Here is a 23,013-nt window from a genome sequence, read left to right as displayed (position 1 = left end):
TATAAATCCAATTTAACTTAATCGCTAATTAATTAATTTAAGAAAATAGTATTTAAATTTTTAAAGTGGTACCATGACTTCAAAAACTTCTAATTCATTAACTCCTCAAAAAAAAGCTTTATCTCTAGTTAAATATTATTTTCAAAAAGAAATTAAAGGAGACTGTGAAGCCCGGAAAATGGCCAAAAAAGAAATTTTTAAATATTTAATCAAAACAGATGACGGATCTTACACTCTCAAATCAGAGGATATAAATGGAGATTGTGAGGCCATGCACACCGTCCATGGTGCAATTACAGAATCATTAGAAAAATATGTAAAACCTTCCAATCTAACGAATAAAAAGAATATAAAAGTTTTAGATATATGTAGTGGTTTGGGATATAATTCCGCAGCATTGATTGATTATTTACAGGCCTATACTAATCAAAATATAAAAATCTGTCTTGATTTAGTTGAAATTTCCATTGAAACCCTTGCTTGTGGATTATTTGTACCCAGTCCAGTAAATAGCCACGATATAGTTAAAAAAGCCATAGAAGAACATTTAATCAATAATGATTATGCCAAATTTAAGTTTGAAAAAGTAACAATTCCCCCAAATATAAATTTTAGTATTTTCTCCAAAGATGCCCGAGAAATTATGGTTAACATAAATTCAAACCATTATGATGCCATATTTTTAGACCCATTCAGCCCATTGAAAGCTCCTGAACTTTATACTGTAGAATTTTTAAGTGAATTAAAACGGATTATAAAAGAAGACGGAATTTTAACTACTTATACTTCTGCAGCACCGGTTAGATCTGCTCTTGTTAAAACTGGCTTCCATATAGGAGAAGGACCATCCTTTGGTAGAAAATCTGGAGGTACAGTAGCCTCTTTATCTTTAAAAAATATTTCACAAAATCTCAAAGACAATGACGAGCGGATGATTGCTTTATCTGATGCAGGTATTCCTTTTAGAGATCCACATTTTAATTTAGTCTCGCAAAAAATCTTAAAAAATCGTGATAATGAACGAAAAGAAGTTCGTGGTAAAACTAAACTATCTTCAGCTGTTAAAACTCCCATATTCCTGGGGAAAGATATAAAAATGGATAAATTAGGCCGCAGGGTAACAAGAAATATAAACAAGTTAAATATACCTGATTTAAAGTCAAAATATGCTCTTTTTTTGATTTGTTTACAATCCAACTATTGTATCTGCGGTTGCAATCAAAAAAGAATATCTAATTCTAGAGATAGGATAATTAATATGTCTGAAAGATTGTCTGAAATTTCAAAATACTCTTAAAATTATTTAAAGCCGTGTGTAGCCGATAAAAATTCTTTTTATTTTAAAACAATATTCTTATTCAAAAACAATATTGCTTCAAAACATGACTATTGTTCCCAATTAAAAAGTAATACTTAAATATTATAAAGTATATTTTGTATTAATTATTATATAATAAATAAAATATGGGAGGGATTCTCAAGAAATTATAAACTTGAATGATCAGATTTAATAGTTATAATAATCTGATTAGATATTAGAATTAATCTGTAATCTTTTTTTAATTAATTAAAATTTCATAATTACAATTATTTTCCAGATTAATGAATTTATCAATTATATACTTAGAGGATCTTCCCGAGGAGGTACGAAAATGTTCGAAATCAAATTAAAAGATAATTTAGGAAGAACCGGAATTCTAAAAACTAAACACGGCGTAATCAAAACACCCGCATTAATGCCTGTTATTCATCCCGGCAAACAATCAATTGATGTTAAAAGTTTAGGTGCTGAAATTGTTATCACCAATGCTTATATAATTTATAAAAATGAAGAATTGCGAGAAAAAGCTTCTAAAAAAGGTGTTCATGAATTAATAAATTTTGATGGGCCTGTGATGACAGATTCTGGTTCATTCCAGCTTTCAGAATATGGAGATATAGATATTGGAAATAAAGAAGTAATTGAATTTCAAGAATTAATTGGATCAGATATTGGAACTTCACTGGATATACCAACTCCCCCTTATGTTAGCCATGGAAGAGCTGAGCGAGACTTAGAAATAACATTGAAAAGGGCAAAGGAATCTTTAAAATATAAAAAAAATATTATGCTAAATTCAGTTGTTCAAGGATCGACTTTTACAGATTTAAGGGCTAGATGCGCGGAAGAACTTGGAAAAATGGATTTTGAACTTCATCCTATTGGAGCAGTAGTTCCCTTGATGGAAAATTACCAATATAAAGATTTAGTGGATGTAGTAATATCCTCTGTTTCTCATTTGCCAGAATCTAGACCTCGTCATCTGATGGGTGCAGGCCATCCTATGATTTTTGCACTGGCAGTTGCAATGGGCTGTGACCTATTTGATTCTGCAGCTTATATTCTTTATGCAGAAGACGATCGCTTTTTATCAGTAAGGGGGACATATAAACTGGAAAATCTTGTTGAGATGCCCTGTTCATGCCCTATTTGTATAAAATACACACCAGATGATCTAAGAAAAATGGAAAAAAGCGAAAGAAAAATTTTAATTGCTCAACATAATTTATATGTAAGTTTTGCTGAAATACGGAGTATAAAACAAGCCATTGCTGAAGGAAGTTTAATGGAGTTGGTCGAAACCCGTTGTAGATCTCATCCACGTCTTTTAGAAGCTTATCGGCAACTTGGAAATTATGCGGAAATCATTGAAAAATATCATCCTGCTTCAAAAAAATCAGCTTTCTTTTATAGTGGCCCAGAATCTTTAAATAGAGTCGAAGTGTATAGACACATGCAAAAAATACAGAAAATGCCTAAAAAAAGCAGATTATTGTTATTATCCTCAACAAGAAAGCCATATCACAAATATTTATCATCTGAAATGGGAGATTTTTTCAGCGAAGGATCTTCTAAAAAATCAGGTATGGATGATACCGATATAATGGTGGCGGATGTTCCTTTTGGTTTAATACCTTTAGAGTTGGATGAAGTATATCCTTTAGCCCAAAATGAAGCCCCTGGAATAATTGACAAAGATGCGAAAGAATTTGTAAAAAGTATCATTGAAAACACATATAATGAATACGAAGAAGTAATTGTCCACGCTGATTTAGATAAAAAATACCAATTAGGGCTATTTTCAGAGTATATATTACCCGATAATTTTAAAATAAAAATAGATGAACTTAAAAAGATAAAATCAGTAGCAAATTATCAATTTGGTCCTGGAGCCGGCGAAGGACTTTTTGAAGGAGATGTTCAAATTGTAAAAAGTAAAAAAACCGGAAAAATACGACATATTTACATTAAAGATAATTTAATTGCTACCATGAGGGCATCAGATGGTTTATTTGTTTTAAGCAAAGAGGGAGCAATAAGACTCCATGAAAAAATGGAATACCCTATAAATAGAGTTGTAGTCAATGCTGACTCTGAACCATTTGCCCGCGAAGGAAAAAGTATATTTGCTAAATTCATTATAGATTGTGATAAGAATATAAAGGCTAATGATGAAGTGCTAATAGTAAATGATAAAGATGAGCTACTGGCCTTTGGTAAGTCACTATTAAGCAGCTATGAAATAAATGATTTTAAAACAGGTCAAGCAATAAAAACTAGAAAAGGAGGTATATGATGATACCAGGTATGGGTATGAATCCTAAACAGTTAAAACAGATGCAGAGAAGTATGAAACAAATGGGCATGGACATGAAAGAAGTTCGTGGTGCTACAGAAGTCATAATCAAATTAAAAAATAAAGAAATTATTATTAAAAACCCAAAAGTCAATATAATGGATTTTATGGGTCAACAAACCTATCAGATTACTGGAAAAGCAAAAGAAAAAGCCATTGAAGCCGAATTAATCATCCCTAAAGATGATATTGAACTAGTTGCAACACAAACCGGCGCAACCTCTGAAGAAGCAGAAAATGCTCTTAAAGAAACTGAAGGAGATTTAGCTGAAGCAATTATGAGGTTGAGTTAATGGCATTACTGGTTCATTTGTCTGATCTTCATGTGGGAGCCATGAATTTCCACGCAGAAATTCTTTTAAAAGCCATAGGTCAGATAAATGATTTAAATCCAGATTTAACTATAGTTACTGGTGATTTAACAGAAAATGGATATTATCTTGAATTTTTAAAGGCATCACAATATTTAGAAAAGATTGAAAGTCCATTAATGGTGGTGCCAGGTAACCACGATTCACGGCATGTTGGTAATGAAACTTTTGAAGAAGTTCTTAAACATAGACATGGCACCATTGAAAATGACACTAAAACTTTGAAGGTTATAGGTTTAGACAGTAGCGAACCAGACCTTGATTATGGTAAAGTTGGTAGATCACAACAGATATGGATGGAAAAAGAGCTTCAAAAAGCTTATAATGAAAAACAGTACAAAGTTATTGCTCTTCATCATCATATCATCCCCGTGCCTAAAACTGGGCGCGAAAGGAATGTTCTAGCAGATGCCGGCGATGTTTTATTTTCATTAATTAATAATAAAACAGATCTTGTAATTTCAGGACATAAACATGTCCCACATGTTTGGAAACTTGAAAATACCATATTTGTAACTGCAGGAACTGTATCATCACTTAAGTTAAGAGGAAAAGATCTTAACTCATTCAATATATATAATATTAAAGAAGATTGTATAGAAATTAATTTAAGGCAGGTTCAAGGTAAAAAATATTTGCTGGCAAAATATGAAAACACTTGTCGTAATTAATTAATATTTCAAAATTATTTATACAGTAAACTTTTTTATAGTATCAATCTAATCAATTAATATAATTAAATAGCTAATAATTTTTATATGCTGAATGGAATTAGTTTAAAAGAATTGATTAATGAACCATTCCATATTTAATAACGCAATAATATAATTATCTATAAATTAGTATGACTATAGGTGATTAATTGAAAGTAATCATAGATGCATCTAATGTTGCCCATCACGGGAAAGGAAAGGATGAAAAACCTCGCTTAAAGAATATTTTAAATTCAGTACAGGCCTTAAAAGATTTGGGTTATGAACCAGTTATTATAGCTGATGCATCATTACGCCATGAAATCGATGAAAAAGAGGCTTTCAACAAATTTTTACAGGAAGGAGAGTTTCATCAAGTGCCTTCTGGAACTAACGCAGATCATTACATATTAAAACTTGCAGAAGAAGATGATGCGAAAATATTATCAAATGATATTTTTAGAGAATTTTTTGATGAATTTCAGGATATTAATAGTAGGAGAATACCTTACTCCCTGAAAGATGGAGAAATATTCATTGGTAGTTCGTCAAAACCTAAAAAAATAAAGAATATCTTGCAAAAAATCGCTTCTCAAACTTTATCAGAATTTGAAAAGAAAAATATGGATTCTTATCGTGTCAAAAGAGGTAAAAAAATTAGTGGAATCGCTATTGCTAAAGAAGCCATAGACAGAATCACTAAAAGTAAAGAAGAAGGTATTGAACCTAAATTAGAAGGCCTCTTTATGAAAATTCCTCTTTTTGAAAAAGTAATGAACATGGTTGAAGAAGCAGAACGAACCAGCGACTTTATTATTTTTGTTTTAGTTCATCCTAAAGATTATAAGGATGCTGTAAAAAACGCAGGAAATATTGCAGTAACTGTAGGAGATCGACTTAAATTAGATCATGCTCCATTGGTAGCTGTTAGAAATGATCTTTTTACTAAACCCGGCAGCTTTGAGCTTAATATCATATATTCCGATGAAGTAGTAGAAGAATCACCATATAATGTTAATATTACAATTAATGATCATGACTACTCTTTTGTAAAAAAGAACTCCCGAAACATTGCCAGTACCATAGCTGCCCGGTTGGGAACATGGAAATTTCCAATAGTATCTGTAAAACCTAGTATGTTAATGGAAAAAGCCGGACAATATGATGTAACGCTAGAAAAGGGAGGAAATGATTAATGGTCTCTGATTACTTATTACGTGGCCTGTTAAGCTTTTTCATTAAAAACAAGGTTCTGAGCATTGGCACAAAATATTACCCCACTAATCACGTGGAACGTGAATACGTGGAAATGATAAATTATACTCAGACCATGTTATTAGAAATTGAAAAGGCACATATCAGCACAAGTAAGATATTTGAAAACCTCATCAATGAAGTTGGTCCTGAGAATATTCCTGAAAATAGGCGTTTTATTGAATTAAAAGCTGCTGAAGACAGGGTTGACGAATATGCTCTTTTAAGCAATATTATCATGGGTAGCGATCGCTATTTATACATAGAAATATTCAACAAAGGAAAAATAATTCAAGAATTTGCTAATATAATAAAAAAAGAAAATGGTACTATAATCGAACAAAGCAAAAGTGAAATTGTTGCTAAGCTTTTATCTAAAAATGACGCAATTAGAGTAGCTATTGATTTGATCAGAATAGGTAGCAACAAAGATGTTAATGTTAGAGCTGCTGTGGGAATGACTGGTGCCGCATCTATTGAAAGGTCCATTAATCTAAATAAAGAAATAGGTGAAATTTCAGGTGTGGGTTTCACTAAATTGGGCGGGGAATTCGCAGTAGTATTTCCTTCAAAATTCTCTAAACTGCAGGGAGAACCGGCATATTATGATAACTACCTTTTCATTGATATGATTGATTCAACTAAGTTTATCGATGACTATGGTCGAGACAAGTTAGTTGAAATAATGAATGATATTAAAGGATTTATTGAAAAGGAATGTAAAGGAAAAATAGAAGGATATAGAGAGGGTGGAGATGATTTAATTGCTAATCTACCAACCAAAGACCTGGCCATGAAAGCAGGGATTGATTCAGCATGGCATGCTCTTAATAATGGGGCTAAACTGAGAGCAGGTATTGGAAAAAGTAGGCGTGAAGCCGGTGAAAGAGCACAATTAGCAGATGAAATTAAAATTTGGCATCCCAGTTCTCTGATAATCTTTGAAATTGCAGATGGGATTTATGGCTACTATGTACCCTCTGAATTTACAAGAGCAATAATGGATTTCACATTAAATAAAAAATTCAAAGCTTTGTTGATATTTGTTTTTGTTTTTATCGCATCATTTGTTGGTTGGAGTATTGGCTATTGGGAGTTTGGAATTGTGGCCATTTTCTTATCAGTACTCTATGCCGTTACTACTTAAAGGTAACCTATTTAAAGGGGTAAATACAAAAATTGATACCGGGAGATAGTATGAGGCCAGAGACTGAAGGAAAAATAATGGTTGCATTGATAATATCCTTAATTGCATTTGGTTGTGGCTCCGGTGTAGGTATAGTAATAGGTATTTCTCAAAATGATACCTCTTCTCCATTTTCACTTAATTATACACAACAAAATCCACAGCTTCCAACATCAAACATTAGTTACACTGAACCAGCTAAAACAACCACTTCTCAAGATAATCAAGATTCTGAAGAAGTATATGTTGAATCCAATAACAACAATCAAAAAAATAAACAAAACTATGAAAAAAATGAAAATGACGATAACAGCGATAACAGTACGGGTAATAGCAACTTCAATGAAAATAATGACAGTTACTAAGTTTTAGAATTAGTGATGCATTTATTAGGATATATAATGAGTAAATTTCTCATATTCATCTATGATTAAGTTAGTGAGGGCTTTATCTCACATTCTCCTTTTTTAAACTATAAATTTTATAATTACTATTTATCAAGGGATTATCATGAAAATAATTGAAGGCGGGATATGTGCTGTTGAACAAGTCAAAGCTTCAGGTGTTAGAAAAGGAAAATATGGGCTTGGAATAATATTAAACCCCAACAGTAATGCTGCAGGCGTTTTCACATCAAACAAAGTTGTGGCCGCTCCAGTTAAACTTACAAAAAAAGCTTTAATTAATGGAACTCTCTCTGCAGTTGTAGTAAATAGTGGGAATGCCAACTGTTTTACAGGGGCTCAGGGGGTTGCCGATGCCAAAGAAATGTCCAAAAAAGTTGCAACTCATTTAAAAATTGATTATGATGATGTAGGGGTAGGTTCTACAGGAGTTATTGGTCGAGAAATGCCTATGGAAACCATAAACAATCTTATTGACCATGCCATTGATCCTCTTGAAAATTCAGCGCAAGCCTCAAAAAATGCTGCAAAAGCAATAATGACGACGGATACTTTTTTTAAAGAGTTTGCAGTAGAAACAAAACTAACTGATGGAAGTAATGTTAAAATTGGGGGTATTGCTAAAGGTTCTGGAATGATTGCACCTAATATGGGAACTATGTTATGTTTCATTACAAGTGATGTTAAAGCCAGCCCCCAAGAATTACAAGAATCCCTTCAAAAAGCAGTGAATCAAAGTTTTAATATGGTTGTAGTGGATGGAGATGAAAGTACTAATGACATGGTTGTAATCATGGCTAATGGTAAATCTGGAAAAATTGATGTGAATTTTCAAAAAGCCTTAGATTTTTTATGCCAAGAACTAGCAAAAATGATGGCCCGTGATGGTGAAGGGGCTACAAAGTTCATGGAAGTTGAAATTAAAAATGCCCGATCCAATGAAGATGCTCAAAATGCAGCTAAATCAGTAGTAAAATCACCTTTAGTTAAAACAGCTTTATTTGGTGGAGATCCTAATTGGGGGCGCATAGTAGCTGCAGTTGGATATTCTGGTGCTGAAATGAAAGAAGATAAGATTAGCGTGACGCTTCAATCACCTAATGAAAATGTGACCATCGTATATAATGGAATAGTGAAAGCTTTCGAAAATACTGAAGAACTTAAAATTGCAGAAAACATAATGAAACAAAAAGAAATAAAAATTATTGTGGACCTTTCTTTAGATAAATATTCTGCCACAGCTTATGGCTGTGATCTGAGTTATGATTATGTAAAAATTAATGCAGAATATACCACATAAATTAAAAGTAATTGTACTGCACAATATAAAAAAAATTCACCCTATAAATAAAATAAGGGGATTAAAATGAAAACCGTTAATATTCTCGTAGAAGCCCTTCCTTACATCAAAAAATTCCATAAAAAGAAAATTATGATTAAATATGGGGGCCATGCCATGATTGATGAAAGTGCCATGGAATCCACTGCACGTGACACCGTTCTTTTAAAATATGTAGGTATGGATCCTGTTGTAGTCCATGGAGGGGGACCAGAAATTTCCAGATCTATGAACAAAATGGGTAAAGAACCTCAATTCATTGAAGGACTCCGTATCACTGATGAAGAAACAATGGAAATTGTAAAAATGGTATTGGTCGGGAAAATAAATACTACTATTGTTTCAAAAATTTGTTTACATGGTGGAAAAGGAATCGGTCTTTCAGGCAAAGACAGCCAACTTTTAATGGCTAGAAAAAAAGCTCCCCATATCATCAAAAACCATACCACTGGTGAGGAGAAACATGTGGATTTGGGATTAGTTGGAGAAATAGAATCTGTGAATCCAGAAATTATTGATATGCTCACAACAAATAATTACATCCCAATAATATCACCTATAGGTATTGCTGAGAATTCCAACACACTTAATTTAAATGCAGACACCGTTGCTGGAGAAATCGCATCTAAAATTGATGCAGAGAAATTAATTATATTAACTGATGTTCCTGGAATATTAGAAGACCCTAAAGATCCGGACACATTGATTAAAAAAATTAAAATTGACGAAATCAGCGATCTTGTAAAAAGCGGCATAATTAAAGATGGTATGCTTCCCAAAACACTGACCTGTATTCAAGCAATTCAGGACGGAGTTTCATCAGCACACATCATTGATGGTCGTGTAAAACATTCTATATTACTTGAAATTTTCACTAAAAAAGGAATAGGGACTATGATTACTAAATAATCCCCATTTTTCTTAGATTATAAATTTTTTATTACTTCTTTTGCCATCTCTATGGTTTTGGATTTACCCCCTAAATCAGGAGTTAAACATTTGGATTTTTTTAAAACATTGAAAACAGCATTTTCTAATTTTAACGAAGATTCTTTTTCACCCAAATTATCTAACATCATTACTGCAGATAATAACATTGCTGTAGGATTGGCAATTCCTTTACCAGCTATATCTGGTGCAGATCCATGAACTGGTTCAAATAATCCATTCTGATGGCCAATATTAGCAGAAGGAGTCATTCCCAAACCACCCACAAGTCCAGCACCTTCATCAGATAGTATATCACCGAAAAGATTTGAAGTGACAATCACATCAAATATTTGAGGTTTTGTTACCATGTACATTGCAGCGGCATCTACATAAAAATCTTCATTATTTATCTTAGGAAAGCTACCTGCTATTTGATAAAAAGTATCTTTAAAAAGGCCATCTGTTTTTTTAAGGACATTGGCTTTATGAATAGCTGTAACCTTTTTTCGCGAATTTTCCTGTGCATATTCAAATGCAAACTTAAAAATCCTTTCTGTAGCTTTTTTTGTGATAACACGGGTGGCCTGAGCCCCTTCTTTTGTATACTCTTCTAAACCAGCATATAATCCTTCAGTATTCTCACGAATAATAACAAAATCAAGGTTATTAAACAGAGAATTGCTTCCGGGAAGTGATTTAACCGGCCTCACATTAGCAAAAAGATCCAGTTCTTTTCTAAGAGTAATAATAGCACTTTTTTGCCCAGGCACTGTAGTAACTGCTCCAAAAAGTGTTGCGTCAGTATTTTTAGCAATGTCAATTGTTTCTTCGGGGATAGTGGTCCCATATTTTTGGAAGCACTCATTTCCAGCTGAAGCAAATATATACTCTACATCTAGATTTAAATGATTTAAAACTAAAAGAGTCGCATCCATGACTTCTTTACCGACTCCATCTCCTTTAATTACTGTGATTTTTATCATTGAAACACCATTAGCTTAATATTAATCATCTCTTGAAAATTATATATTTATTGAGAGTTATAATTATCTTTAATAAATTTTAAAAATTTTATAAATAGTAAAAATAGCGATAATGGGGGATATAATTTGTGGCCAATAAATATAATAGGTTTTATGGACTCAATCCGAGGTAAAAAAGGTTCAATGAAACACTATAAGAACAAGCTTTTGCATTTTAAAGAACAGGAAGCAGAAACACATATTGATATTGGAGTCATCTATTTAGAAGATGAAAACCCTGAAAAAGCATTAAAACATTTTTATGAAGCACTTAAAATGTACAAAAATTTACATTCAATAGAAGGTGAAGCCTTTGTTCATAATCTTTTGGGGGATCTTTATATTTCCATGAGAAATCCATCAAAAGCAATTATGCATTACCAGGATTCTTTTAAACTTTATGCTTCAATGAAATCTCCTTTGAAAAATGAGTTATTTTCAAAAATTAAAGATACTGAAAAAGCAGAAGAAGTTATTGAAATCCTTAAAAATAAAGAAGAATGAAACAATTAAGGTAGTGGTATAATGCAACAAATCATTTCAGTTCTAGGGCTAATGGACTCTTTTAGAGGTAAAAATAGTGCACTGAAAAACTATGAGAAAAAACTTGCGGAATATCAAGAACAGGAAGCCGAAGTTCTCATTGACATTGGAGTCATCTATTTAGAAGATGAAAAATCAGAAAAGGCTTTAAAACACTTTCAAGAAGCTCTTAAAACATATGAAAAATTAGAATTTTCTGAAGGAGAAGCATTTACCCATGATTTAATTGGAGACACATATTTAAGCGATCGAGACGCTCAAGGCGCTTTAAAACATTATCAAATGGCATTAGATATTTATTCAGATATAAATTCTCCACTGAAAGAAGATATGGCTGAGAAAATTAATGACGTACATGGAATAGAAAAGTCCCTGGGGATCAAAACCAAAACAAGCCCGTCTGAAAATAAAAAGCATAAACATATTAAAACTGAAAATTCTTCAGAGTTTAAACCATCACATGAAAAGTTCACTACCAACATAGAAAAAATTGCAGAAAAGCTGGAAGAGTCTATCATGTTAATGGAGAATGCTAAACTCTATGCAGAATATTATAAAGAAACTAAGACCACCGCATATCTTGAAGAAGCATTGAATACCGCGGATATTATTGAAGATCATGATGGTCAAGGCACGATTAATTTAATGATGGGGGATATTATTTTAAGAAATGAAAATACCAATGATGCATTGAATCATTTCAAGAAGGCATATTCTATATTCAATAAAGCAGAAAATGAAAAAGGAGAAGCAATTTCTCTTCTTTTAATTGGTGCTGTTTATTTCATTTTAGATAGAAAAAAAGATATGTACACTGTATTTAAAGATTCCATAAACTTATTCCAAGTTTTAGGTGATAAAAAAGGAGAATCCGTAGCTAAAAGTCTTATTTCTATGTTATCTCAATAGATTTATATTCTTTTTATAATGAATATTTAAAACATTTCATTTGATTTAATTTAATTTAATTTCAAGAATATTATGGAATCCTTCTTTATTTTTCAAAAAATCTATTATCTACAAAAAACAAATAATGATTTATCATGCATATAATGAATAGGTTATGGTGAAAAAATGGAAAAACAAGAAAATGTTGCCCGGCTTATAGAATCATTAAAGGAAGAAGATGAACATGTGCGTGTTCAGGTGATAGAACTACTAGAAGAAATTGGGAGCCCTGCCGTTGAGCCACTCATAACCGCATTATCAGACCCAAATAAATTTGTCAGGATGGGTGCAGCTAAATCACTTGGAGATATAAATGATTCCAAAGCTGTTGATCCATTAATTGAAACTTTAAGTGATGATAATAAATGGGTTAGACGAGAAGCTTCAGGAGCCCTATCTAAAATGGGTGATGACGCTGTAGATCCTCTTATAAATTTACTCGACAATGACGATTGGAAAGTTAGAGGTGCTGCGACATGGGCTTTAGGAAACATTAAAAACCCTAAATCAGTTGATCCCCTAATTAAAGTTCTAAATGATAAAAGTGGTTTCGTAAGAAGTGGCGCTGCATGGGCACTGGGTAATATTGGTGGAGAAAAAGTAGAATCTGCCATGAAAGAACTTACTAAAAATGATAGTGGATATGCTAAAAAAGTTGCCGCTGATTTTCTAGAAAAAAAAGTTGATTAACTAATAATAATTTTTATAATAAATAATCAACTATTAAATTTTAGTTATATTGAAAAATATAGAAGAAATGATGTTCTAAATATTAGAACAACCTAAACAACAGGGATATGGTGTTTATTTGAAAGTGAGTATTATTGGATCCACCGGGAGAGTAGGTAAAGCAGCAGCACTCTGCCTAGCAGAAGAACATGCCGTGAACACATTACAGCTTATTTCTCGAGAGGAAAGTCTGGATCATAATAAAGGTGAAGTTTTAGATATATATGATGCCTTGGCAGCAAAAGGCGTTTCAATAACTATACAGACATCTTCAGATGTATCAGATGTTCAGGGTTCCCAAGTTGTGGTTATAACCGCAGGAGCTCCAAGAACACCCGATATGCAGAGAATGGAATTAGGATCAGAAAATGCGAAAATAATTGCAGATTATGCTAAAAAAATAGCTAAAGCAGCTCCTGATACAATCATATTAGTCGTGACTAATCCCGTAGATGTGATGACCTATGTGGCCCTGAAAAATTCTGGTTTTCCATCGAGCAGGGTTTTTGGATTAGGTAACCACCTGGATTCATTGCGACTTAGAAATTATATGGCTGAGCACTTTAAAGTGCATGTGAGTGAAGTTCACACTCGAGTAATAGGTCAACACGGCCCATATATGGTTCCTCTTATTAGTTCAACTTCTATTGGAGGTATCCCAATAGAGTACTATTCTGCTCGAGATTATTTCACAGACTATAAATCATTTAATTTAAAAAATACCATTGAAAAGGTTATTAACGCAGGCAGCAATATCATTAGTAAAAAGGGGGCGACTGAATACGGCCCAGCCTTTGCGATTTCCAATATTGTAAACACTATCTTGAATGATGAAAAGAAGATTTTGACTGTTTCTACTTTGATGGAAGGAGAAATAGATGGAATTAAAGATGTTTGTTTAGGTGTGCCTGTTAAATTAGGAGAAAATGGTATTGAGGGAATAGTTCCAGTGCAGATGGATCGGGATGAAAGAGAAGCTCTTCAAGATGCTGCTGACTTTATAAAAAAGTCCACGGATGAAATAATGAAAGAGTTAGAATAGATAACATTTAATTTATTTCCTTATATCAATTCTTAATTTTTTCTAAAAATTAGTTCTAAGATTAATTACTAATCCTCACAATTGATATATAAAAATAACAGTATAACGCTTTTTTGTTCATTTTGCTAAAGAAATTTAGTTACAAAAGGATTATATAATTGTTCAGTTATACAATGTAATAGCATCACTTTTCTGAACATTGTATATTTTCATGGACTAAATGAAATCAAAAATTCAGAAAAACTTTTCGTCGGCAATAATTTTCCGGTAGGTTTATATAATATTATTCCATATAAATCAAATTGCACAAAATGTGTTATATTAAATTATAATCACAAAATCTTTAAAAAGGAGCAAAAATGATAAAAATAGGAATTTTAAATCTACAAGGGGCCGTTTCAGAGCACTTTGATATCACAAAAAAGGCTTTAAAAAATTTAAAAATAGAATCTAAAGTTTTTAATGTGAGAACATCGGAAGAAGCTTCTAGATGTGATGGTATTATAATATCCGGCGGAGAAAGTACAGTTATAGGTAAACTGCTTGTTGAAACTGGAATAAAAAACATCATAATTAACCAAAAGATACCTATTTTCGGTACATGTGCAGGCATGGTTCTTCTTGCATCTCAAACAGATTTTGAACAACCTTTACTGAACATAATGGATATGACAGTAAAAAGAAACGCTTTTGGTAGACAAAAAGATTCCTTTGAAAAAGAAATTGAAATATTTGGAGAAAAATATCCTGGAGTATTTATTAGAGCTCCTGCTGTTGAATCAATTGGAGCAAATGCCCAGATCATCTCCAAGTTAGATAATATTATTATTGGTGTTAAACAGGATAAAAACATTGCACTAGCATTCCATCCTGAACTTACTCAAGACACCAGATTACATGAGCACTTTATAAAGGAGGTATTATAGTGTGTGGAATAGCAGGAGTAGTATACAAAGATAAGAAACTCCACCCCGTGGGAAGCGATATGACAAAAATGTTAGATGCTTTGCAACATCGCGGGCCTGATTCAGCTGGATTTTCACTTTACGGAGGTCTTGGATTAGAAGAAAATGAGTATCTATTAAACATTGAAGTTAAAGAAAAACCAGGACTAATAGAAACTGTTAAAGAGAAAGTTGAATTTGTGAGCCCTATAAAATCTGAAGAAATTATCCCTTCAGTTGAAAATTATAATATTTACCGATGCAAAATAGGCCTTAATACCTTTGATCAATTAAAACCACTCATAATGGATATTGATAAAGTCGAAGATGTTATCGTACTTAACGGAAGTCATTCATTTGAAATGATTAAAGATGTTGGTTCTGTTCTAGAAATAGCAGATCGATACGATACATGGTCCAAAAAAGGAACCCATGCCATTGGCCACACTAGATTTTCTACGGAAAGTATTGTAGATCGTTACCATGCACACCCTTTCCAAAGTTATATCATTCCTGATATTACAGTGGTTCACAATGGTCAAATAACTAACTACTGGAAAATAAGAGATCCTTTAGAACGAAAAGGACATATTTTTGAAACTAATAACGATACAGAATGTATTGTACACTATGTAGCAGATAAATTATCCATGGGATATTCTTTAGAAGAAACTCTCGAACAATCCGTAAAGGACATGGATGGACCTTTTTCATATATTGTAGGTACTCCTAACGGTGTGGGAATAGCGAAAGACCAGCTAGGATTAAGACCTGGCGTAATGGCTGAAAATAATGATGTTTTTGCCATTGCATCCGAAGAAGTTTCTCTAAGAGAAGTAATGGATACTCACAATGTGGAACAGATATCTCCTGGAGAAGTGAGGGTTTACGAAATTTAAGATAATAACAAGTGCTTTTAATATTTCACATAATTGGAATAAAAGCAATTTGAAGATTTAAAGGTGATATTATGAGGGAAATAGAAATTGACGCTCAATCAAAAACTCCTCGGGAAATAAACCGTTCCCTAAAATCGATGGCAAAAGAATATGATAAAATTATCATAAAAAATCCTAATGCCATGCATTATCTTTTAGCCGGGCTAACTGATGATGTGGAAATTGTGATAGAAGGTTCCGCAGGATATTTTGTAGGAACCATGATTCACAATGCTAAAGTTAAAATTAATGGTAATGCAGGATGGTTCCCTGCAGATAATATGACTGCTGGTGAAGTCATCATTGAAGGTTCTGCTGGAGATGGTGTAGGGCAGGGAATATATGGCGGTACAGTGATTGTCAAGAAAGATGTAGGGTCTAGAACCGGGGAAATAATGAAAAACGGAACTATAATTGTTGGTGGAAGTTCTGGTTTTATGACTGGTCTTTTTATGATGGGTGGGAAAATCATCATATTAGGGGACTTGGCTGAAGATGCCGGTGAATCCATTATCCGAGGAGCTATATACGTCATGGGAGATATAAAAAGCCTGGGTAAAAACGCTAAAGTAGGGGAACTGGATTCTGAGGATAAAAAAGAGTTGAAAGAATTACTGCCGGAATATGGTTTTGATTTAAATGATGCACAATATGATCAATTCAAGAAAATAGTTCCAAGAAGTAAAAGGCCATTCTATGGTCAAGAATCGGAGGAAGGATAATGACAGGAAATACTGTTGAAAAGGGAAAAGAGAAAACCGCCATGACAGGTACACCCTGTCAAATTATGGCCGCCTCCCTAATGGATAATTATTTAGAGGATTTACCAATTGATCTTAAAATAGGGCTTTTTTGTATGGAAAACTTTTCATACAATTATCTGAAAGAGTTATTGAAAAAATATGACCTTGACCTTAAAGATGTAGTTGAATGCAGAGTAGAAAAAGGTAAAATGTGGTTTTACCTTACAGAAGACCAGATATTTAGCATCCCTTTAAGTGAAGCAAAGTCATGTATGAGAAAAAGTTGTCAAATTTGTATGGACTTTACTTCAGAACAAGCAGACATTTCTGTTGGGTCAGTAGGATCCCCGGATGGATGGTCCACAATAATTGTGCGAAATGAAAAAGGTTTGGATATTCTAGAAAAAGCCGAGAAAGAAAATTATATTGAAACTAAACCAGTGTCCGATTCTGGAATTAAATTAATAGAAAGACTCGCCTTGAAGAAAAAATCTGAAAACTTAGAAGAGATTAAAAAAAGAGAAAACATAGGACGGCCAGTGCTTTCATGGAGAATAATGCCCGAAGAGAAGTACACCGATGAAGTTGCAGAAAACCAATTTTCAGATCTTAAAGGAGACGTTATCGATATAGGAGCTTGTGTCTTATGCGGAGCGTGTCTTTTAGCCTGCCCAGAGAATATTGTGGAAATAAAAGACCGAAAGCCAGAGATTAAAGGAAGCTGTCCTGAAGGGTGCAATGCCTGTTACATAGCATGTCCCAGAACTTACGTGCCAGACAGCATATCTAATAGAGATACAGAAAAATCAGCATTTGGTGAGTACATTAAAATAGTTTCTGCTAAAGCCCCTATGTTCCAAGGACAGGATGGGGGAATAGTTACTGCCCTTTTAAGTTATGCTTTATCGGAAAATATTGTAGATAACGCATTAGTAGTTGACAAAAGTAGCCAGAACCCATGGAAACCAAAAGCAAAACTTGTAAATAATTTAGAAGCAATTGTTAAAGCTTCAGGGACTAAATATTCAGCTTGTCCCATATTTAAATCATTAAAAGAATAAGGGGATCATCATGCCTTTCAAAATAGAAAGAAGTCGAGAGCTCTGTAAGAGAAATTTTGACCGTCCAGGATGCTGTTGGTACTTATGTGACAACCGGGACGAAAGTCAATGCAAAAATTGTTATTCATGTTACAATAACTGTCCCCACGATGTTTACGAAATAATTGGGGATGAACCATATCCAATTAAACACGAAAACTGTGTTGGATGTCGTATATGTGAAGAAATGTGTCCAAACAATGCAATAGAAGTTAATGCTGTTCCAGAAGACAGAAGAAATGTTTGGTCATTCGCGGATTTGGTTGAAATTCAGCGAAAATCCAATGAAGGATCATATAAAGTAAGAGGCTGCGGTGCAACTAGACCCATACCTACATTTGATGATCTGGTAATTGTACCTGCTCAAGTATCCAGACCACCTATTGACAAATACCGGGAACCTTGCAATACAAAAATTGTTTTAGGGGACAGATATGCTGAAAATCCATTAGTAATAGACACTCCCATCATGATTGCGGCCATGTCTTTTGGTGCATTAAGTAAAGAAGCAAAAATTGCTCTAGCAATGGGCGCAACCTTAGCTGGAACCGCCACCAATACCGGGGAAGGTGGAATGTTGCCAGAAGAACGTAAATATGCTTCAAAATTAATTGCACAATATGCATCTGGAAGATTTGGTGTATCAGCCGATTATCTAAACAACTCTGAAGCTATTGAAATTAAGATAGGACAGGGCGCAAAATCTGGTATGGGTGGACATCTTCTAGGGGAAAAAGTAACTGCAGAAGTTTCTAAAATAAGAATGATTCCAGAAGGTACTGATGCTTTAAGTCCTGCACGACATATGGACATTGTGGGGCCAGAAGATTTAAGCATGAAAATATCTCAATTAAGGGAAATCAGTGATTGGAAAGTTCCGATTATTGTTAAGTTCACTTCTGGAAGAGTAAGCGACGATGTAAAAATTGCTGCTAAAGCTGGAGCCGATATCATCGTAGTTGATGGTATGCAAGGAGGAACCGGCGCCGGACCAGATATAGTAACTGAACATTCGGGAGTACCCACCATTGCTGCCATCGTAGAGGCAGATGAGGCTTTAAAACAAGTCAACTTAAGAGACAAAGTAAGTCTAGTGGCAGGTGGAGGTATCAGAAATGGTGCTGATGTAGCTAAAGCTATTGCTCTTGGAGCAGATGCAGCATATATTGCAACTTCTGCATTAGTATCCATTGGATGTAGAGTTTGTCAGACATGTTACACTGGTACCTGTAGAAAGGGTATTGCTACTCAAAACCCTCAGCTTAGAAGAAGATTAGATTATGTTGAAGGCGGAAAAAAAGTAGCCAGATACATAGAGGCCATGACTGAAGAAGTTTGCATGCTAACCCAACAAGCCGGAAACACAGATGTTAGCAAGCTAGAAAAAGACGATCTTAGAGCACTTACTATTGAGTCATCAGCTTTAACTGGTGTGAAACTTGCAGGAATGGAATCTCCATTCACGATCGACTGATTCTAAAAAAAATAGAGTACAACTAATTTAATAGTGAAAACTATTAAATTTTTATTTTTTAATTAGATTATTTTAAATAGATGCATATTATTCAACTGTTTTTAATAAATTAATATACAAATGTCTTTATTCTTTATTAGAATGTTTAGCAGAAGATTTTATCCTTTGTTTGTAAAGACATTCAGGGCAAATAGTTAATTCGTTGAAAAGATCTAATTCATCTGTAAAGTGGCCACTTAACCCTTGTTTAAACTTTAAATTCGAAAAATCTTCTTTATAAAAATTGTTTCCACATTTTTCACATTTCTTCATTAGAATCAACTTAAGATCAAATAACTTCTAAAATAAAATATGAATTAATTTATATTTATTTTTTATTAAAAATAAGGATTAGATAAGAAAATATATATCATATTTAGTTATACTAAATTTGTGGAGATAAAAATGCGAAAAATATCAGTAAAACATTACGTATTGATTATAGCTGCCCTTTCATCCTTTTTAACACCTTTTATGGGTTCTTCAGTGAATGTGGCTTTACCAGCCATCGCCAGTCAATTTCAAATAGATGCTATTATTCAAAACTGGATTCCTGCATCTTTTCTTTTAGCAGCAGCCATATTTGCTGTTCCTTTTGGTAGAATATCAGAAATATTAGGTATGAAAAAAATTTTCACATATGGCATAATCCTTTTTACAATTTCTTCATTTTTAGCTGCTCTTTCACCCGATGCTTTTTATTTAATAATATTCCGAGTAATGCAGGGTATTGGATCTGCAATGATTTTTGTCACAGGTTTAGCTCTTTTAACAAGAGTTTATCCCCCTCAAGATAGAGGAAAAGCCATTGGAATTAACATCGCCGTTGTTTATATTGGTTTATCTCTTGGACCAGTATTAGGTGGGATCTTGACCCAAAATTTGGGTTGGCAAAGTATATTTTGGTTTGCAGTACCTATTGGTCTTTTGACAACCATGATTGTATTATGGAAACTTAAAGATGAATGGGCTGATGCACGAGGGGAAAAATTTGACGTATTAGGTTCTATCCTTTATTCAATAGCACTTTTCTTGTTAATGTACGGATTTTCACTACTTCCGGCTCCACAAGGGCTTTTTATGCTTTTAATTGGGGTTTTATTATTATTCGGTTTTGTTAAATGGGAATTATCCAATTCAAGCCCAGTATTTAACATGAAATTATTTAAAAACTTCACTTTTGCTTTTTCCAGCCTGGCAGCATTAATAAATTACAGCGCAACATTCGCTGTTTCTCTACTTTTAAGTTACCATTTACAGTATATTAATGGTTTAGACCAGCAAACAACAGGATTTATTTTAATTGCACAACCCCTTGTAATGGCCATAGTAGCACCTTTAGCAGGAAGGCTTTCTGATAAAAAAAATCCACAAGTTTTAGCTGGAATTGGAATGTCCATAACAACTTTAGGACTGTTCTTACTGGCTTTCATCCATGAAAATACCAGTTTAACCATGATAATACTATCATTAATGATGTTAGGTCTTGGATTTGGATTATTCTCATCGCCCAACACCAATGCTATTATGGGATCTGTTGAAAGAAAATATTATGGGATCGCATCAGCAACTGTAAGTTCAATGCGACTTATTGGCCAATCTTTTAGTATTGGTATGGTAACTTTAATATTTGCTTATATTCTGGGAAGAGTTCAAATTAGTCCAGAATATTATCATTTATTGCTACAAGCAACACAAATCTGTTTCATTTTATTCAGTATCATGTGTTTCGTGGGTATTTTTGCAGCACTTGCTAAAAGAAACCATAATAATAAAATTAATGGTTGATTTAATTGAATTTAATAGGTAATCCCCGTAATTTGAATAGGTGAATAAATTTTACCAATAATCTATTTTTTATATTAAAAAATTAAAATTAAATATACAACGACTTGATTTTATCAAAAATTCAGATAGAATCAACATAGGGGAATTTTATGAAAGAAAAGGAATCATCAACAGATCACATGAAGATTAAAATATTGAAAAATGGCCCTTACATTGTTACTGGGAATGTTCCACTTTATGAACAAGTGATTATTACAGATAATGAAGGCCACACAAAAGACTTAGTTGATGAAAAAGAATTCCCATTACAAGAAAATTATAGTCTCTGTAGATGTGGTGAATCCAAAAATAAGCCATTCTGTGATGGTACTCATACGGATATAAATTTTGATGGAAAAGAAACAGCCAGTCAAAAACTATATATTGAAAAAGCCGAGGTATTTGAAGGAGAAGAACTTCGATTAACTGATGCTCATGAATTTTGTGATCATTCACGGTTCTGTCTGAGATCAGGAGGTATTAGAAGCCTTATCAAATCAAAAAAGCCCGCGGACCAAGAAATGGCCATCCAAGAAGCCATGATTTGTCCATCTGGACGATTAGTATTGTGGAATAAAGAAACCGGAAAATATTATGAACATGATTTTGATCCATCCATTGTACTAATCCATGATAAACAGAAAAAGTGTCAAGGCCCAATATGGGTTAGAGGAGGCATACCTATAGAATCATCTGATGGGGAAATTTACGAAATTAGAAATAGAGTTACATTATGCCGATGTGGGAAATCTGAAAATAAACCCTATTGTGACGGTAGCCATTGGATGGATGCCAAACAAAAACTTAAATTCAGAAAAAAATGGGGTCTTGATAAGAAAAAATAAATACTTTAATTTCCAATTAAGAAGCTAAAAATTGTTTAATTTTAAAATAAGTACAATATAATTAAAATCATGTAATTACCCTATTAGAAATCTCTAGTTTAAAAAAACAATTCAACAGCACTATTTATGTTATAATAAACATTGAAAAAAAAGAAAAAATAGGGGATGTAGATTTCAGGTATTAATCTAGTTTTTTGTGGCATAGCCACCAATCATAACAAGTAAATTCCCCTGATTCTGCCTGTTTAAGTCTTTCTTTTGATGTTTTAACATCTTTAGCTGGGGGAATAATAACGTGATCATCCACGAGCTCATTGTTAGGCCAATTAGCAGGCATAGCTACCTTTTTATTATCAGCAATCTGCATGGCTTCAACCACCCTCAAGATTTCATCCATATTTCTACCAAGTTCCTGAGGGTAGTAAAGTATAATTCGTATTTTACCATGATCATCCACTACAAAAACTGCTCTTACTGTATTGGTTCCTTTGCCCGGGTGTATAAGTCCCAACTTCCCTGCCACAGTTCCAGTATCAGCAATTACTGGAAATTCAATTTCAATGTTGAGGTTTTCTTGGATCCATTCTTCCCATTTGATATGAGCAAAAACCTGATCCACACTCATACCAATAAGTTCACAGTTTAAATCTCGGAATTGGTCGTATCTTTTCTGAAAAGCATAAAATTCAGTAGTGCAAACTGGGGTGAAATCAGCCGGATGGCTGAAAAGAACAAACCATTTTCCTGAAAAGGCTTTTGGTAGTTCTATGGTCCCATGAGTTGTTTCTACAGTCATTTCAGGAAATTCATCCCCTAACAGTGGCATTCCTTTGCTTTTTTCATTTTCCATAATATCACATCTTATTATATTAATATGATCAACATAGTATTAGTTTCTTTTTGAAAATAGAAATCATTGCAAAAAGATAATGAATTTTTGAACCATTCTATTTTTTTTATGTTTGG

23 protein-coding genes are annotated in these 23,013 nt (G+C 33.3%); 20 read left to right on the top strand and 3 right to left on the bottom strand.

The annotated features are described in order from the left end of the window. Positions 1–73: 73 nt before the first annotated feature. The 9 genes from MXE27_RS06710 to argB all read left to right on the top strand — a co-directional run bounded on the left by MXE27_RS06710 (position 74) and on the right by argB (position 9,832). Positions 74–1,297 carry a tRNA (5-methylaminomethyl-2-thiouridine)(34)-methyltransferase MnmD gene (locus tag MXE27_RS06710; protein WP_248611642.1) on the top strand — a complete coding sequence of 408 codons (1,224 nt, stop codon included), beginning with the start codon at positions 74–76 and terminating at the stop codon, positions 1,295–1,297. Positions 1,298–1,652: 355 nt separating this feature from the next. After that, entirely contained in the window at positions 1,653–3,617 is a 1,965-nt protein-coding gene (tgtA, locus tag MXE27_RS06705) for a tRNA guanosine(15) transglycosylase TgtA (RefSeq protein WP_248611641.1), read from the top strand. Beyond that, complete coding sequence (locus MXE27_RS06700; RefSeq protein ID WP_248611640.1) at positions 3,617–3,970, top strand: nascent polypeptide-associated complex protein; 354 nt, start codon at positions 3,617–3,619, stop codon at positions 3,968–3,970. The genes tgtA and MXE27_RS06700 overlap by 1 nt, the downstream gene beginning before the upstream one ends. Continuing rightward, positions 3,970–4,719: a metallophosphoesterase family protein gene (locus tag MXE27_RS06695; RefSeq protein WP_248611639.1), complete on the top strand. Its 750-nt coding sequence runs from the start codon at positions 3,970–3,972 to the stop codon at positions 4,717–4,719. The genes MXE27_RS06700 and MXE27_RS06695 overlap by 1 nt, the downstream gene beginning before the upstream one ends. Before the next feature lie 191 nt (positions 4,720–4,910). After that, complete coding sequence (locus MXE27_RS06690; RefSeq protein WP_248611638.1) at positions 4,911–5,936, top strand: NYN domain-containing protein; 1,026 nt, start codon at positions 4,911–4,913, stop codon at positions 5,934–5,936. Beyond that, on the top strand, positions 5,936–7,141 hold the full coding sequence (locus MXE27_RS06685) for a hypothetical protein (RefSeq protein WP_248611637.1): 1,206 nt from the start codon (positions 5,936–5,938) through the stop codon (positions 7,139–7,141). Before MXE27_RS06690 ends, MXE27_RS06685 begins: the two co-directional genes overlap by 1 nt. Before the next feature lie 50 nt (positions 7,142–7,191). Then, on the top strand, positions 7,192–7,545 hold the full coding sequence (locus MXE27_RS06680; protein ID WP_248611636.1) for a hypothetical protein: 354 nt from the start codon (positions 7,192–7,194) through the stop codon (positions 7,543–7,545). Positions 7,546–7,690: 145 nt separating this feature from the next. Further along, positions 7,691–8,884: a bifunctional ornithine acetyltransferase/N-acetylglutamate synthase gene (gene argJ / locus MXE27_RS06675; protein ID WP_248611635.1), complete on the top strand. Its 1,194-nt coding sequence runs from the start codon at positions 7,691–7,693 to the stop codon at positions 8,882–8,884. Positions 8,885–8,950: 66 nt separating this feature from the next. Next, entirely contained in the window at positions 8,951–9,832 is an 882-nt protein-coding gene (argB, locus tag MXE27_RS06670; RefSeq protein ID WP_248611634.1) for an acetylglutamate kinase, read from the top strand. A 17-nt stretch (positions 9,833–9,849) separates the two neighbouring features. Here the strand turns inward: argB and aksF are convergent, their stop codons facing one another. Then, positions 9,850–10,836, bottom strand: coding sequence for a homoisocitrate dehydrogenase (gene aksF / locus MXE27_RS06665; protein WP_248611633.1), 987 nt, complete (start codon positions 10,834–10,836; stop codon positions 9,850–9,852). A gap of 126 nt (positions 10,837–10,962) precedes the next feature. Here aksF and MXE27_RS06660 point away from each other — a divergent pair, with 126 nt between their 5' ends. From MXE27_RS06660 to MXE27_RS06620, 9 genes are all read left to right on the top strand, one after another. Further along, complete coding sequence (locus MXE27_RS06660) at positions 10,963–11,379, top strand: tetratricopeptide repeat protein (RefSeq protein WP_248611632.1); 417 nt, start codon at positions 10,963–10,965, stop codon at positions 11,377–11,379. 21 nt (positions 11,380–11,400) lie between these two features. Then, positions 11,401–12,327: a tetratricopeptide repeat protein gene (locus tag MXE27_RS06655; RefSeq protein ID WP_248611631.1), complete on the top strand. Its 927-nt coding sequence runs from the start codon at positions 11,401–11,403 to the stop codon at positions 12,325–12,327. Between the two features lie 165 nt (positions 12,328–12,492). Next, a complete protein-coding gene (locus MXE27_RS06650) occupies positions 12,493–13,056 on the top strand; it encodes a HEAT repeat domain-containing protein (RefSeq protein WP_248611630.1) in 564 nt (187 codons plus the stop codon). 118 nt (positions 13,057–13,174) lie between these two features. Beyond that, on the top strand, positions 13,175–14,137 hold the full coding sequence (locus MXE27_RS06645) for a malate dehydrogenase (protein ID WP_248611629.1): 963 nt from the start codon (positions 13,175–13,177) through the stop codon (positions 14,135–14,137). A gap of 359 nt (positions 14,138–14,496) precedes the next feature. Next, positions 14,497–15,063: a pyridoxal 5'-phosphate synthase glutaminase subunit PdxT gene (gene pdxT, locus MXE27_RS06640; protein ID WP_248611628.1), complete on the top strand. Its 567-nt coding sequence runs from the start codon at positions 14,497–14,499 to the stop codon at positions 15,061–15,063. Next, on the top strand, positions 15,063–15,980 hold the full coding sequence (locus MXE27_RS06635; protein ID WP_248611627.1) for a class II glutamine amidotransferase: 918 nt from the start codon (positions 15,063–15,065) through the stop codon (positions 15,978–15,980). The genes pdxT and MXE27_RS06635 overlap by 1 nt, the downstream gene beginning before the upstream one ends. Before the next feature lie 71 nt (positions 15,981–16,051). Continuing rightward, the gene (locus tag MXE27_RS06630; protein WP_248611626.1) at positions 16,052–16,741 is read left to right on the top strand and encodes a GXGXG domain-containing protein; all 690 of its coding nucleotides are present in this window, start codon (positions 16,052–16,054) and stop codon (positions 16,739–16,741) included. Beyond that, on the top strand, positions 16,741–17,823 hold the full coding sequence (locus MXE27_RS06625) for a Coenzyme F420 hydrogenase/dehydrogenase, beta subunit C-terminal domain (protein WP_248611625.1): 1,083 nt from the start codon (positions 16,741–16,743) through the stop codon (positions 17,821–17,823). The genes MXE27_RS06630 and MXE27_RS06625 overlap by 1 nt, the downstream gene beginning before the upstream one ends. Before the next feature lie 10 nt (positions 17,824–17,833). After that, a complete protein-coding gene (locus MXE27_RS06620; protein WP_248611624.1) occupies positions 17,834–19,336 on the top strand; it encodes a glutamate synthase-related protein in 1,503 nt (500 codons plus the stop codon). Between the two features lie 126 nt (positions 19,337–19,462). Here MXE27_RS06620 and MXE27_RS06615 read toward each other — a convergent pair whose 3' ends face one another. Further along, positions 19,463–19,648: a hypothetical protein gene (locus MXE27_RS06615; protein ID WP_248611623.1), complete on the bottom strand. Its 186-nt coding sequence runs from the start codon at positions 19,646–19,648 to the stop codon at positions 19,463–19,465. A gap of 132 nt (positions 19,649–19,780) precedes the next feature. Here MXE27_RS06615 and MXE27_RS06610 point away from each other — a divergent pair, with 132 nt between their 5' ends. Next, the gene (locus MXE27_RS06610) at positions 19,781–21,163 is read left to right on the top strand and encodes an MFS transporter (protein WP_248611622.1); all 1,383 of its coding nucleotides are present in this window, start codon (positions 19,781–19,783) and stop codon (positions 21,161–21,163) included. 149 nt (positions 21,164–21,312) lie between these two features. After that, a complete protein-coding gene (locus MXE27_RS06605; RefSeq protein ID WP_248611621.1) occupies positions 21,313–22,047 on the top strand; it encodes a CDGSH iron-sulfur domain-containing protein in 735 nt (244 codons plus the stop codon). Between the two features lie 181 nt (positions 22,048–22,228). On the opposite strand, the gene MXE27_RS06600 is transcribed toward MXE27_RS06605, so the two are convergent. After that, positions 22,229–22,897 carry a peroxiredoxin gene (locus tag MXE27_RS06600; RefSeq protein WP_248611620.1) on the bottom strand — a complete coding sequence of 223 codons (669 nt, stop codon included), beginning with the start codon at positions 22,895–22,897 and terminating at the stop codon, positions 22,229–22,231. Positions 22,898–23,013 lie beyond the last annotated feature (116 nt).

Origin of the sequence: Methanobacterium alcaliphilum, from assembly GCF_023227715.1 — an archaeon.
GTDB lineage: Archaea > Methanobacteriota > Methanobacteria > Methanobacteriales > Methanobacteriaceae > Methanobacterium_E > Methanobacterium_E alcaliphilum.
The sequence above is the reverse complement of the archived record's forward strand: the minus strand, read 5'-3'. Positions and strand labels throughout refer to the sequence as shown.

Coding starts and splice junctions, on each gene's coding strand:
- MXE27_RS06710 (WP_248611642.1), top strand. CDS start 74: ATGACTTCAAAAACTTCTAATTCATTAACTCCTCAAAAAAAAGCTTTA.
- tgtA (WP_248611641.1), top strand. CDS start 1,653: ATGTTCGAAATCAAATTAAAAGATAATTTAGGAAGAACCGGAATTCTA.
- MXE27_RS06700 (WP_248611640.1), top strand. CDS start 3,617: ATGATACCAGGTATGGGTATGAATCCTAAACAGTTAAAACAGATGCAG.
- MXE27_RS06695 (WP_248611639.1), top strand. CDS start 3,970: ATGGCATTACTGGTTCATTTGTCTGATCTTCATGTGGGAGCCATGAAT.
- MXE27_RS06685 (WP_248611637.1), top strand. CDS start 5,936: ATGGTCTCTGATTACTTATTACGTGGCCTGTTAAGCTTTTTCATTAAA.
- MXE27_RS06680 (WP_248611636.1), top strand. CDS start 7,192: ATGAGGCCAGAGACTGAAGGAAAAATAATGGTTGCATTGATAATATCC.
- argJ (WP_248611635.1), top strand. CDS start 7,691: ATGAAAATAATTGAAGGCGGGATATGTGCTGTTGAACAAGTCAAAGCT.
- argB (WP_248611634.1), top strand. CDS start 8,951: ATGAAAACCGTTAATATTCTCGTAGAAGCCCTTCCTTACATCAAAAAA.
- aksF (WP_248611633.1), bottom strand. CDS start 10,836: ATGATAAAAATCACAGTAATTAAAGGAGATGGAGTCGGTAAAGAAGTC.
- MXE27_RS06655 (WP_248611631.1), top strand. CDS start 11,401: ATGCAACAAATCATTTCAGTTCTAGGGCTAATGGACTCTTTTAGAGGT.
- MXE27_RS06650 (WP_248611630.1), top strand. CDS start 12,493: ATGGAAAAACAAGAAAATGTTGCCCGGCTTATAGAATCATTAAAGGAA.
- pdxT (WP_248611628.1), top strand. CDS start 14,497: ATGATAAAAATAGGAATTTTAAATCTACAAGGGGCCGTTTCAGAGCAC.
- MXE27_RS06630 (WP_248611626.1), top strand. CDS start 16,052: ATGAGGGAAATAGAAATTGACGCTCAATCAAAAACTCCTCGGGAAATA.
- MXE27_RS06625 (WP_248611625.1), top strand. CDS start 16,741: ATGACAGGAAATACTGTTGAAAAGGGAAAAGAGAAAACCGCCATGACA.
- MXE27_RS06620 (WP_248611624.1), top strand. CDS start 17,834: ATGCCTTTCAAAATAGAAAGAAGTCGAGAGCTCTGTAAGAGAAATTTT.
- MXE27_RS06615 (WP_248611623.1), bottom strand. CDS start 19,648: ATGAAGAAATGTGAAAAATGTGGAAACAATTTTTATAAAGAAGATTTT.
- MXE27_RS06610 (WP_248611622.1), top strand. CDS start 19,781: ATGCGAAAAATATCAGTAAAACATTACGTATTGATTATAGCTGCCCTT.
- MXE27_RS06605 (WP_248611621.1), top strand. CDS start 21,313: ATGAAAGAAAAGGAATCATCAACAGATCACATGAAGATTAAAATATTG.
- MXE27_RS06600 (WP_248611620.1), bottom strand. CDS start 22,897: ATGGAAAATGAAAAAAGCAAAGGAATGCCACTGTTAGGGGATGAATTT.